Annotated in this window: 10 protein-coding genes and 2 pseudogenes; 9 read left to right on the forward strand and 3 right to left on the reverse strand. The window is 34.5% G+C overall.

Features of this window, described 5'->3' with window-relative positions:
- Window positions 1-129: 129 nt before the first annotated feature.
- Window positions 130-366: pseudogene (gene tnpA / locus DOK76_RS06635) on the forward strand (IS200/IS605 family transposase); the annotation flags it as partial.
- A gap of 182 nt (window positions 367-548) precedes the next feature.
- Window positions 549-1,181, forward strand: a pseudogene (locus DOK76_RS06640) (family 1 glycosylhydrolase); the annotation flags it as partial.
- A gap of 48 nt (window positions 1,182-1,229) precedes the next feature.
- Here the strand turns inward: DOK76_RS06640 and DOK76_RS06645 are convergent.
- Together DOK76_RS06645 and DOK76_RS06650 are read right to left on the reverse strand one after the other, a co-directional pair.
- Complete coding sequence (locus DOK76_RS06645) at window positions 1,230-1,532, reverse strand: hypothetical protein (RefSeq protein WP_206966047.1); 303 nt, start codon at window positions 1,530-1,532, stop codon at window positions 1,230-1,232.
- Between the two features lie 116 nt (window positions 1,533-1,648).
- Window positions 1,649-2,827: an FtsW/RodA/SpoVE family cell cycle protein gene (locus DOK76_RS06650; RefSeq protein WP_206966049.1), complete on the reverse strand. Its 1,179-nt coding sequence runs from the start codon at window positions 2,825-2,827 to the stop codon at window positions 1,649-1,651.
- Between the two features lie 213 nt (window positions 2,828-3,040).
- Between DOK76_RS06650 and DOK76_RS06655 the strand changes: the two genes are divergently transcribed.
- From DOK76_RS06655 to DOK76_RS06665, 3 genes are all read left to right on the forward strand, one after another.
- Window positions 3,041-3,892 (forward strand): bifunctional 5,10-methylenetetrahydrofolate dehydrogenase/5,10-methenyltetrahydrofolate cyclohydrolase, encoded by an 852-nt coding sequence (locus DOK76_RS06655; protein ID WP_206966052.1) that lies wholly within the window; start codon window positions 3,041-3,043, stop codon window positions 3,890-3,892.
- Between the two features lie 17 nt (window positions 3,893-3,909).
- Entirely contained in the window at window positions 3,910-5,070 is a 1,161-nt protein-coding gene (locus DOK76_RS06660) for an MFS transporter (RefSeq protein ID WP_206966054.1), read from the forward strand.
- Window positions 5,071-5,201: 131 nt separating this feature from the next.
- On the forward strand, window positions 5,202-6,299 hold the full coding sequence (locus tag DOK76_RS06665; protein ID WP_206966056.1) for a Glu/Leu/Phe/Val dehydrogenase dimerization domain-containing protein: 1,098 nt from the start codon (window positions 5,202-5,204) through the stop codon (window positions 6,297-6,299).
- Between the two features lie 245 nt (window positions 6,300-6,544).
- On the opposite strand, the gene DOK76_RS06670 is transcribed toward DOK76_RS06665, so the two are convergent.
- Window positions 6,545-7,285 carry an HAD-IIB family hydrolase gene (locus DOK76_RS06670; RefSeq protein ID WP_206966058.1) on the reverse strand — a complete coding sequence of 247 codons (741 nt, stop codon included), beginning with the start codon at window positions 7,283-7,285 and terminating at the stop codon, window positions 6,545-6,547.
- Window positions 7,286-7,389: 104 nt separating this feature from the next.
- On the opposite strand from DOK76_RS06670, the gene DOK76_RS06675 reads away from it, so the two are divergent.
- The 4 genes from DOK76_RS06675 (at window position 7,390) to DOK76_RS06690 (ending at window position 13,425) form a co-directional block, all read left to right on the forward strand.
- On the forward strand, window positions 7,390-9,714 hold the full coding sequence (locus DOK76_RS06675) for a helix-turn-helix domain-containing protein (RefSeq protein WP_206966061.1): 2,325 nt from the start codon (window positions 7,390-7,392) through the stop codon (window positions 9,712-9,714).
- Window positions 9,715-9,870: 156 nt separating this feature from the next.
- Window positions 9,871-10,836: an asparaginase gene (locus DOK76_RS06680; protein WP_206966062.1), complete on the forward strand. Its 966-nt coding sequence runs from the start codon at window positions 9,871-9,873 to the stop codon at window positions 10,834-10,836.
- Between the two features lie 23 nt (window positions 10,837-10,859).
- Window positions 10,860-12,221: an aspartate ammonia-lyase gene (locus DOK76_RS06685; protein ID WP_206966064.1), complete on the forward strand. Its 1,362-nt coding sequence runs from the start codon at window positions 10,860-10,862 to the stop codon at window positions 12,219-12,221.
- A 22-nt stretch (window positions 12,222-12,243) separates the two neighbouring features.
- Window positions 12,244-13,425 (forward strand): NAD(P)-dependent malic enzyme, encoded by a 1,182-nt coding sequence (locus DOK76_RS06690; RefSeq protein ID WP_206966066.1) that lies wholly within the window; start codon window positions 12,244-12,246, stop codon window positions 13,423-13,425.
- The last annotated feature ends 1 nt before the right edge of the window (window position 13,426 follow it).

A 13,426-nucleotide genomic window follows, 5' to 3' on the forward strand; every position in this document is an offset into this window, starting at 1 on the left:
GTTTTGAAAACCACCTGCTATGCGGGTGGTTCTAAAGAGCTTTCAGCGTGGTATTAAAAAAGCCTCCTAAAATGATAAGATAAATTTGGTTTCCCGACCACAAAATATCAATCATATAGGAGGTTCCTTATGAAAAAGGACAATCAAAGTTTATCACACACAACATGGAAATGTAAGTATCATATAGTTTTCGCACCTAAATACAGACGACAAATCATTTATGGAAAATACAAACAAAGTATTGGAGAAATTCTAAGATTATTATGTGAACGAAAAGGTGTTGAAATAATTGAGGCTAACGCATGTAAAAATCATGTTCATATGTTAGTAAGTATTCCACCAAAATTAAGTGTTTCAGGATTCATATAAATCTATGTTACCAACCTTGGCTCAAGGAGTATCTATTGTTACAGGTACAGCACTGTCATTACCATTAATTATGAAAGTAGATTTTATATTTGATAAAAGTACTAGACCCCAAAGTGATACAATTAATTTAGTAAGTCTTTGGAATGATTAAACTTAATAACAGAAAGTAACTCATTTTTAGTTTTCTGGATCCGTGTGTATTAGGTATTATTCCGAATGAGTTAAAAGAATTACTCGCTTTAAATGAGTTAACTCCTTTTGTTGAAGAGAATGATCAAGTACTTATTCAAGAAAACACAATAGATTATATTGGAATCAACTATTATCAACCAATGAGAGTTAAAGAAGCTACTGGGAAAGATTTTCTCGCAGTGACGACTGATGATCTTTATTCATCTTATGATTGGCCTGATAAACGAATTAATCCTTATCGTGGTTGGGAGATTTATCCAGAGGCTTTGTATGATGTTGCAATGATGATGAAGGAAGACTACGAGAACATACCGTGGTATGTTTCAGAAAATGGCATGGGTGTCGCAGATGAAGAAAGATTTATGGATGCAGAGGGTATGATTCAGGATGATTATCGAATTGAATTTATGGAGGAACATTTAAAGCAATTGCAAAAAGGTATTCAAGAAGGAAGTAATTGCTTTGGTTAACATACTTGGACTTTTGTAGACTGTTGGTCTTGGTTGAATGGTTATAGAAATAGATATGGATTTTACCGAGTTGATTTAGATAATAATTTTTCACGCTCATTGAAAAAAAGTGGGTTGTGGTTTAAAGAGTTTGTTTCCAAAAAAGCATAATAAATAAAAGAAAAGCTCTCTAATTTTAATAGAAAGCTTTTCTTTTCATTATCCCATAAAAACTAACATTTTTTTCTCTAGTAACTCGCTTAATAATGAAATTGTTTGATTACCATACTCCACAAATTTATAGTGATTGTCATTAAATATAAAGGAAATTTCTTCAGTATTATAAACAGTATGTGTCTTAAATTCTTCGATTTTTTCTAAAGGAATTTGTATATTAAGCGGCTTTTTGCCATTGCTGCGGTCTTTTAAAAACAAGGTATCGTCATTTAACTCGATGGTCACAAAATAAAAACAAAGGGTTGTACCGTTACTTACTTCTACCAATCCATAAATGTCTGTCATGTAAATCATCTCTCCTTAATAGGTTTTCTTGATGTATTCACATGATAATCTATAAAACCCGTACCATAGCAAGAACAAAATAAAAAATCTCTCTAAAATAAGAGAGATTTAAATTTCTAAGCCATTGATAAGGCTAATGTATATATTTTTCTTCTTTTTTCATCTGCACTGATATTCAGCACTATTCCAATTAAGATAGAAAGAGTTAAGAGGTTAGACCCGCCATAACTCATAAAAGGAAAAGGTACACCAGTCATTGGGATAATCCCTAAAATTCCACCTAAGTTAACAAATACTTGAATCAGAATAGCTGAGCCTACACCAATAGCAACTAAAGAGTTAAAACTTGTTGTTGCTTGGATACCAATAGCAAATATACGTAAAATTAGGAAAAGTAAAAGGCCTAGTATAATAAATGAACGGATTAAGCCGAGTTCTTCAATGGTTACAGAGAAGATGAAATCTGTCTCAGCAACGGGTAAGAATCCTTTTTTTTGAATACTTTGTCCTAAACCAAGTCCGAACCAGCCACCATTATAGATAGCATAGTAGGAGTTAACTAACTGGAAGCCGTTGCCCAATTGGTCTGAAAAGGGATCTTTCATGACAGAAAAACGATCATAGACGTGAGAAAATTTACCAGGTAGTAAAAAGCCATCTTTAAACATAACTAGTTGAGTCATGATAAAAGCAAATACTGCCGTAAATCCGGCACCAACAACCATGTAGAGATAGGGAATTCCACTTGAGAACAAGATAGCTAGATAAATCATAGTTAAAATAGCAGCTCCACCAACGTTTGGTTGGATAAATACAAGTAGTATCAAAATTCCGACGATGATAGAGGGGCCAACAACAGTTTCTTTTAGTTGAGAGCCAATCTTATTTTGTTTGACGGAAAATATATAAGATGAGTAGATAATAATAGTAATCATGATAAATTCAGATGGTTGAATGCTGATTGGACCAATATCAATCCACCTTTGAGCCCCACCAATTGTTTGCCCTAGTCCTAAAACTGAGGTTGCTATAAGAACAATCGCAGAGGCGCTAATAAGCATTTTATTAAAGAAGGACGTTTGATAGATCTTTAAATTCGTCCGATAAATAACCATGATCATGATGACCGAAACAATTAAAAAGAACAGTTGTTTTGATGCGATGGACATGGAACTTAATCCTTTTTGGTCAAGATTATAAGAACTGGCACTAAAAATCATAATAATACCAGTGATATTTAGAATAATATAGGGAATTAAAATTTTAAAATCAAGTAATTTAAATTTATTTATCATAAAGTTGTAAACACTCCTTTTAGTCAAGATTTAGTTTAACATAACATTCATAAAGAGACGAGTGTTTCTAAGAGATACTTTTTATAAAATGTATATTTTAAGAAAAATTAATGTTTCCTTAAAGAATTATAGTAGTTACCTAAGGATATCTATTGCTTGGGTGCAAACAATGGTTTACTATGATAGAGTTGAGATAATTAAGGGGGATGAAAAATGGCGAATGTTATCAAAGGAAAAGAAGTTGCTAAGTTTTTTTTATCTAATAGACCAAAAAAGAACTTAGAAGCGAATCTTTCTAAACCTAAACTAGCAATTATTCGTGTTGGTGAAGACGAAAGTGAGAAATCATATGAGCGTTCAGTATTAACAAAATTAGTTCCTCTAGGAATTGATTGCGAATCAAAAGTAATGGATGTTAATGTTTCTCAAGATGTGTTCAATCAAACATTTGATGAAATAAATAGAGATCCTTCTATTCATGGTATACTCTTATTAAAACCTGTGCCAAAGACACTCTCTTTAGATCATGTGATTCAAACAATTGATCCTTTAAAAGATGTGGATTGTATTGGAGCAGTAAATATGGCAAGGATTTACCAAGAAGGTCCAAAAGGTTTTATTCCGTGTACAGCAAAAGCGGTGATGAAAATTATTGAATTTGAACAAATAGATTTAAAAGGTAAGTCTGTCGTGATGGTTGGTTTTGGTATGGTGATTGGTAGACCATTAACTTTACTTTTAGTAGAGGCAGGAAGTACGGTCACTATTTGTAATGAATTTACGAAAGATTTGAAAAAAGAATCTTCCAGAGCAGATGTATTAATCGTTGCCACAGGTGTCAAACATCTCATTAGCGCATCCCATGTGAAAAAAGATGCGGCTGTGATTGATGTAGGAATTAATGTAGCTGATGATGGTCGCATTGTCGGTGACGTTGATTTTGATGAAGTTGTTAATAAAGCAGGTAGCATTACACCAGTTCCTGGAGGTGTTGGGACTGTTACAACTTATGTCTTAGCAGAACATGTCATGGAAGCTTATGAGTTACAAAACAAATTGAAGTAGTAGAAAGTTGGCAATATATGGATTATAAAATAAATAAAGTCACACCCTATGCTGTGTTATCTATATCTCTAATTTTAACGAGTGGTATGGCGATTAACGGGACACTTCCCTTAATTAAAGAGCAACTTAGTTTAACTCAAACTCAAAGCGAGTTACTTGGGACAATCCCAAGTTTAACTGTTTTTCTATTTGTTTTATTTTCAAATGTCTTAATTGATAAATTAGGAATGAAACGCTTAGTCTTATTAGGCTTAGGTTTAGTTGCGATTGGAGGGACTTTACCAGTCATTATCCCTGGTAATTACACGTTAATTTTATTAAGTCGTTTGATTTTAGGAGCAGGCTTAGGTTGTTATAATTCCTCATCTGTAAACTATATTAATGAGTTATTTACAGGAAAAGAGCGAATGACTCTATTAGGTCTACGTAATTCAATGGAAAGTATCGGTCAAATGGCATTGACTTTTTTATCAGGCTTTTTATTATTTTTTGGTTGGCGTTATTCTTATTTAATTTACTTATTCGCTATTCCAATTGCTATTATTTTTTATTTATATGTACCTGAGGCTAAAAAGGAAGAAAAACAAGAAAAGGAAGCCTTTAAACCTCAATTGATTTCTATTTTATCCGTCTTGTTTGCTTCTGTAATGGTCATGAATAGCATTGCTATAGCTGTTCGTTTCCCTGGTTTAGCAGTTGACCTTAAAGGACCAAGCTACAATACCAGTTTCTTTTTAGCATTGATGCCTGTTTTAGGAATTGTTTCAGGTTTTTTATTCCAGCAAATCACGTCAAAAATAAAACATCGTATTCTCTACTTAGCTGTTTTTATTAACGCCATAGCTAATTTATTAATGGCATTAGGTCAATATTCGTTTAGTTTACTCGTAATTGGCTTACTGATTTCAAGTATTCCAGTTGCATGGGTACTGCCGTATCTCTTTAATCACATTGAAGTGATTGCTAAAGGAATCAGCACACGAGTATTAACGTCTTTTATTTTCTTAGGGTGTAATATAGGAGTCTTAGTTGCTCCGTTATTAATGAGTCTCATCGCTTTTATTGGCGGAACAGATGATTTATATTTTCCTTTTTATGTCTTTACGGCATTGTTTATACTTATTTTAATTGGACTGATGATTGGTCTAAAAAATATGGAGAAAAACACAACAGATTAATGTTGTGTTTTTTTTATTAAATTATTATGAGAAAGAGGCTTAGAGAGTTTGTTCAAAAAAATAGCACGTGATACTATAAAGAAGGAAAGCGCTTACTATATTTAAAGCATCTCTAACTAGGAGGAATTCACATGGAATTATTTAATGAAATGGAGCTCTATGATTACGAACAAGTTGTTTTTTGTCAGGATAAAGCATCTGGTTTAAAAGGAATTATCGCCATTCATGATACGACATTAGGACCTGCATTGGGTGGTTGTCGTATGTGGCCTTATGAAAATGAGGAAGAGGCTTTACGAGATGTTTTAAGATTGTCAAAAGGCATGACATATAAAAACGCTGCAGCTGGATTAAACATCGGTGGTGGGAAATCAGTTATTATCGGGGATCCAAGAAAAGATAAAAGTGAAGCCTTATTTAGAGCCATGGGACGTTTTGTTGAGAGTTTGAATGGCCGCTATATCATTGCTGAGGACGTTGGAACAACTGAAGAAGACATGAACTTTATGTACCTTGAAACAGATTATGTGACAGGAAGTACAGCTAGTGCCGGAGCTTCAGGTAACCCAAGTCCAAAAACGGCTTTAGGCATTTACTATTCAATGAAAAGAACGGCAAAAGAAGTTTTTGGAACAGATTCTCTGGCTGATTTAACGATTAGTGTTCAAGGAGTAGGAAATGTAGCTTATGAATTATGTCGCTTAATTCATGAAGAAGGTGGAAAACTGATTGTCACAGATATCAATAAGGAAGCCGTTCAACGAGTGGTTGATGATTTCAATGCCACAAGTGTGTCAGTTGATGAGATTTATGACGTAGAAGCGGATATCTTCTCACCATGTGCTTTGGGAGCTATTTTGAATGACACAACTATCCCAAGACTAAAAGTCAAAGCTATTTGTGGTTCTGCCAACAATCAATTAGCAGAAGGAAAAAAACATGGAAAAATGCTAGAAGATGCTGGCATTTTGTATGCACCAGACTTTATTGTTAACAGTGGTGGTGTGATTAATGTAGCAGACGAATTAGGAGGCTACAACGAAGAACGCGCGGTTAAGAAAATTCAAGGTATCTATGATCAAATGGGACAAATTTTCCTTATAGCTAAAGAACAAGGGATTACAACAGTTGAAGCTGCTAACCATTTAGCTGAAGAGAGAATTAACCAAATGCTAAATGTAAGAAGAACGTTCTTGAGTAGTGAAAAATCATCTATTTCTAAAAGATAATAAATTGAAAAAGAAAATATTGTTAGAAAAGCAGTTGTCTACGATAAAGAACATGATATTGTGACAGCGATAGGGTTTGCGTATAGAGAATTTGCTGTTAAAGTTGCAGAATTATTTAGGATATGATGACGTTGCAAGACGATTATCTGGAGTCAGAGTGGACCGGGAGTATACGCCAGAGGAATTAACCTTTTACATGAATCCTCCCACAGATACATCGTTATAAACAAAGAAAAAAGTCCGATTTATATCAGGACTTTTTTTGTTTGTTTAGCTAATTCAAGAATAGTGCGAGCTACGTCTTCTTCTGAAACATATGTTGCTTGATCAACTTCTTTAAGTAAGTTACCAACAACAAATTTTTGATTGGCATTTTCAAACATAGGTAAGTCGTTAGTGTCATTACCAAACATGACTAGATTGCCTTCGATACCTAATTGCTTAAAAGCAGTCCATTTTGAAATACCTGTTGGTGATAAATCGATTAATTCTTCGCTTCCATGAAAATGGACAGAAATAGCTTGTTCTTCTAATTCAGAAATAACGGTTTTGTCTGTTGTAAATAACACCACTTTGACAATTGTTTCCAGTTCTCGAGGGTGAATATTATTTGCTAGGTTATTTGGATCAACGCCTAAAAAAAGAGGATGTGTCGTGTCTCCTTTAAAGGAGTAATCCCACTGACTGTCCATCATGTAATTAAGTTGACGGGTTTCAATTAGGTCTAGCATAAAAGCGATTTGCTGATCAGTAAAACTAGAAGTTTGTATCGTTTCACCTTGTTTGGTAAAGGCTCCGTTACCGCCAATTAAATCAAAGTTATAGAACACCTCTGGTAACACTGGTAACATATCGCGAATTGGTCGTGCTGAAGCAAAAATAACTTGGTGTTTTTCGCTTAGTAACTCAATTGCTTGAGTGATTTCTGAGGTCATTTTTTGACCTTTAAAAATAGTGGTACCATCTAAATCAAAGACAACTGGCATGACATTTCGCTCCTTTTTGTATCAATAGTGTTATCCTACCTAAAAAAAGGATTAAATGCAATGGAGTAATGAATCTTAAAACGTTATACTAAGGTTATCAATAAGTGAACGGAGGGATTGTTCTGGCGAATCATCATGCATTATCAGTTAGATTGATTGAAGTAAACACTCTTTATATAAATGAAAACGATCGAAATACTTTTAGTCTTTTTTTTGCCATTAAAGGCAACTTTTTATGCAAGAAGAAAAACGAAGAGTTTTTATTAAAAGAACAGACCTTTATGTTTAATAATAGTGGAGAGTCTCTTGTGGTGTACCAGGAAAATCATCAAAACTCTTTATTGCAGTTGAAGTTTTATTTTTCTGAAATCGAAAAAATCATTGGCGAAGATTGGCGTCCTTATTTTAGTGATGATAAATTGATTTATACGAGTGAAGAAGAAAAGACCGTCCTAACAGAAAATATTTTTCGTCTTGTTTTAGATTACTCAGAGTACGGGATTAAAGACCAACCATTTGCAACAATGAACCGATTATTTTCATTTTTAGATCAACTTAATAAAATTGTCTTGATTGAAAAACAAGTCGAGAATTCACCTTCGTTTTTGGTTAGTGACCATCCTAAGATTATGTCAGTCATTCAGTACGTTGAAGAGTTTTACAACAGACGAATTAGCTTACAAGAAATAGCGAAAAGAGAATTTTTGTCAGAAGCTTATTTATCTCGTTTGTTTAAAGAAGAAACGGGGATTAATTTTTCTGATTATGTGGACTCCATTCGACTCCAACATGCAGTCGAAGAATTAAGACAGTCACAATTACCGATTTTAACGATTGCTCTTAATAATGGTTTTTCCACTGCCAAACGCTTTTCCAGTTTATTTAAAGAAAAATATGACATGACACCTAATCAGTATCGAAAAGAAATCGTTACTGAAGAAAATAAGGTTCTAGCAAAAGAAGGACTAAAAGAAGATTACCGTGTTGTGCCTGAAGATGAAATGATTCAAATAATTGCTCAATTTATGTTAAACAAAAACATAAAAAAAGACCCCGATGAGCTACCAACTCAATATCAATTATCAGTTGAGACAAAGAGCTACCAGCAACTAACAAAACCTGAAAAAATCATCAATATTGGAGCAGCAGAAAAAGGGATTTCTGAAGATGTGAGGGAGCAGATCCGTTTGCTTCAAGAAAAAATTTCTTTCGAGTACATTCGCTTCTTCGGGTTATGCGATGAAGCGTCTCATGAAGGTCATATTATCATGGATAAATTTGTTAATAATCATCGTCTATTCACCTTTATTCATGATATGAGGCTAAAACCAATTATCGTTCTTGAGGTTAAAGAGGAAACGACTTTTGCTTCTTGGGAGAAAGAATTGAGGAGCCTTCGAAAGATTATTCGAGGTTACGTTCACTTTGAAGCTAGTTTTAAATTTGGTTGGTATTTAGAGATTAAGGTTCCTGATACAGGAGATAGCGAAAAATACATTCAGTTCTATCATGATGCAGCAAAGTTTTTAAGAAACAATTTTACGACAGGTTTTATCGGGCTCACCGTATCCTATAAAGAAAAAAGATTGTTTAAAGAGATTTATGAATGGGCGGCAGATACTTTTTATCAGCCTGATTTTATTTCTTTTAATTACCGAGATAACGCTATTAAAGGCAAACGTCATGAGTCAGAATATTTAGAGTTCATCGAAGAACTGGATCGATTAAAAGTCTGGCTTGAAGAAAAAAATAAAACTAAGGTTCCAGACATAATGGTAACCGAGTGGAATATTATTGCCAGCAACAAACAAGTTTTAACGGGAACTTTTTTTCGTTCAGGGATTGTGATGAAGTCTTTAGTCCAATTATCCACTCGTGTCAAAAGTGTGGGATTCTGGTTAAATTTAGAAAGTGAAACGACACTAAAGGACAATCGAAATAGAGATTCAAATTTGTCTATCTTCCTTCATGGTTCTTTAAGGAGGCCTTTGTTCTTTGTGTTAACTCTGTTTGAACGAGTAGGAGACCAAATTATTCTTGAAGAAGATAACTTTATTTTAACCAAACGCTTTAATTCTTATTACCTATTATTTTATAATTACTACTATATTAATCCGGCTGATACAGCGTATCAAAATCTTTGGAAAACGTCTCAGAAAGAAGCTATCTTTTCTTTTGACGATTTAAAAGCAGGTAAATATCTAGTCAAACGTTTTTTATTAGATAGTAATCATGGCGGTATTTACAATCAGTGGCTAAAAGCTGGTGGTTTATCAGAAATGGATACGGATATTCAAGAGTATTTATTTCAATCTGTTGTGCCAGATTTTCAAGTAAAAGAGCTAGACATTGATGATGGTCGTTTAGAAGAAAAAACAAACCTAGAGATCAATGCTTGTTATTTACTGATCATAAATCGGATCACTTAAAGGCAAATATCAAAAAAAGACCTATCAATTTTGATATTATAACGCTTTATTAGTGAAAGAAACAAAATCAACCCATAAATATCATAAAAATCCACACGACATGTATCATAATAAAGCTTATGATACATGTGTGAAGACGTATAAAGAGGTGCGCAAGTGAAAAAAGTATTAGTGTTACATACAGGTGGTACTATTTCTATGACTCAAGAACAAGATGGAGCAGTTAGTTTATCAGAGAATCATCCACTTAGTCAGAGCATGGATTTAATGCCAAAAAATGTCGACGTAATCGTCGAAGAAATATTTAATTTACCTTCACCACATATTACACCGAAAGAAATGTTGGTGTTAAAAAATCGAATTGAGAAAGCTCAAGAGGAACAATTTGATGGTGTTGTTATCACACACGGAACAGATACATTAGAAGAAACAGCTTATTTCTTAGATATTTCCTTTGAGAAAAAAATCGCTGTTGTGTTAACTGGAGCCATGCGCTCAAGTAACGAATTAGGTTCTGATGGGTTGTACAATTATGTACAAGCTATTATTACAGCTTCTGATGATAAGTCGAAAGAACAAGGTGTCTTAGTTGTTATGAATGATGAAATTCATGCGGGACGTTTTGTTACGAAGACTCATACAACAAGTGTTGATACTTTTAGAACACCGACGTTTGGTCCTATTGGTATTCTATCAAAACGACAAGTTATCTTTTTAAAAGAAGTTGTTGAACATGATTCCATGACAATTGATTCGGCGGAAGGGAAAGTCATTTTACTAAAAGCCTATGCGGGCATGGACGCTATGTTATTTGAGATGTTAAAAGAATCTCAAGTAGACGGCGTGATTATTGAAGCCCTTGGTGCAGGTAATTTACCTCCTCAAGTCATTGGAAGTTTAGAGGCGCTTATTCAATCGGGTGTGCCAGTTGCTTTAGTTTCAAGATGTTCTAACGGAATTGCTGAGGACATCTATGATTATGAAGGTGGCGGTATCCCACTAAGAAAGATGGGTGTCATGTTTGTCAAAGGTTTAACAGGTCCAAAAGCGAGATTGCGCATGCTCGTAGGAATTAATGCACGTTTATCACATCATGAGTTACGTCAGTTTATGACAGAATAAGACTATAAAAGGGGATAAACCACATGATGTATCGTATAGAAAAAGACAGCGTTGGAGAACTTGAAATACCGATAGATAGTTATTACGGGGTACATTCGCTACGTGCGAAAATCAATTTTCCAATTACCAATCAATCATTAGATCAAGATTTTATTATTAGCTTGGCTGAAGTCAAAAAAGCAATGGCTTTAGCTAATCACCAATTAGGATTGCTATCTGACGAGAAGGCTCGAGCAATTGTTCAGGCTAGCGACGAAATAATCAATGGTAAATGGCATGACCAATTTATTGTCGATCCTATTCAAGGTGGTGCTGGAACAAGTAGTAATATGAATGTTAACGAAGTGATTACAAACCGCGCTATTGAAATTTTAGGCGGGGTAAAAGGTGATTTTTCTATTATTCATCCCAATGATGATGTTAATAAAGGTCAATCAACTAATGATGTATACCCAACAGCTGGTAAATTAACCATGTTGAAAAAAGTACCAATGTTAATGTCAGAATTAGATCGATTATCAGATGTGTTAAAAGATAAAGCAGATGCGTTTAGAGATATTCAAAAATTAGGTCGAACTCAATTAAGTGATGCTGTTCCAATGACGTTAGGTCAAGAGTTTCATGCCTATTACTCAGTTGTGAAGCGTAACATGAAACGACTAGAGCATGTTAAATCAGAAATTACAGCTGTTAATCTTGGTGGAACAGCTATTGGTACAGGTATTACAGCACACACAGAGTTATCTGAAACAGTATTACCTTATTTAAATGCTATTACAGACCAACAAATGACCATTGCAGATGATTTAGTTGATGGTACGCAAAACATTGAGCAATATGTTGCCTTATCAGATACGTTAAAAGTTATTGCTATTAGTTTATCAAAAATTGCCAATGACATTCGTTTACTGTCATCTGGTCCAAACTCAGGGATAGGTGAAATTATTATTCCAGCTAGACAAAATGGTTCGTCTATTATGCCAGGAAAAATCAATCCAGTTATCCCAGAAGTGTTGACCCAATGTGCTTTTGTGGTTATGGGAAATAACAGTGTGATTGGTTCTGCAGCAGAAGCAGGTCAATTAGAGCTAAATGCGTTTGAACCTGTTGTTTTTCATAAATTATTAGAATCTTTCCAAGTACTAACCAATGGTATTTCAACCTTTATTGATCATTGTGTGATTGATATTGAAGCAAATGAAGAGAGATGTTACGACAATTTAGAACGCAGTACTTACTTAGCAACTGTTCTTTCTGAAACAATCGGTTACACAAAAGCCGCAGAAATTGCTAAAGAAAGCCTAACAACAGGTAAAACAATTAGAGAAATCGCCTTACAACAAGGTATTTCTATTGATGGAAAAAACGAAGTATCTGTTAAATAAATTGGAATAGGGAGTGTCATTTTTGGACGTTAAACAACAAGCATTAGATGCTCACGAACAACATCATGGGAAAATCGAAATAACTAGTAAAATGAAAGTGACTAATAATGAAGAGTTAGCACTTGCTTATACACCAGGAGTGGCTGAACCTTGTAAAAAAATCGCTGAAAACCCAGAAGATAGCTATAAATACACATCAAGAGGTAATTTAGTCGCAGTTATATCTGATGGGACTGCTGTTTTAGGATTAGGGGATATTGGTCCTCGTGCTGCCATGCCGGTTATGGAAGGTAAAGCAATTTTATTTAAAGAATTTGCTAATATTGATTCGATTCCTTTAGTGTTAGATGAAACCAATCCAGACAAACTAGTGGAAATTATTTCATCTCTTCAATATAGTTTTGGCGGGATTAATCTTGAGGATATTTCTGCACCTCGTTGTTTTGAGATTGAGAAACGATTAAAGGAACAATTAGAAATCCCTGTATTTCATGATGATCAACATGGAACAGCCATTGTCACTGTTTCAGGAATCATCAATAGTTTAAAGCTTAAGAAAAAAGAATTCTCGGAAATGAAAGTTGTATTAAATGGTCCAGGAGCTGCTGGGACTGCCATTATCAAATTGCTTTTAGAATTTGGTGTGACAGACATTATTGCTTGCGACCGTAAAGGCGCTATCTATCAAGGGCGTGAGGGACTCGCCGGTACTTACAAAGAAGAGCTAGCAGAACTAACTAACCCAAGAAGTGTTCAAGGTAACCTAGAAGAAGCTATTAAGGGTGCTGATATCTTTATTGGTGTGTCTGTAGCAGGAGCCTTAACTAAAGAAATGGTTCAGTCCATGAATCAGGAACCGATTGTTTTTGCTATGGCTAATCCTGTACCTGAGATAATGTATGAGGAAGCGATTGAAGCAGGTGTCTTTATTATGGGGACCGGTCGTTCAGATTTTCCTAATCAAATCAATAATGTACTAGCTTTTCCTGGTGTCTTTAAAGGGGCATTAAGTGTGAGAGCTAGCCAAATCAATGAAGAGATGAAAAAAGCAGCAGCTCTTGCCATTGCGTCAATTATTTCAGAAGAAGAGTTAACAACTGAGTATGTAATTCCAAATCCTTTTGATCCTCGTGTAGCAGAAGCAGTAGCGTTTGCTGTGGCAGAGGCAGCTAAGGCAACTGGTGTTGCAAAAGGAGGAAATTAAT

It is taken from the genome of Candidatus Vagococcus giribetii, assembly GCF_017316185.1.
In the GTDB taxonomy this organism is placed as follows: Bacteria; Bacillota; Bacilli; order Lactobacillales; family Vagococcaceae; genus Vagococcus; species Vagococcus giribetii.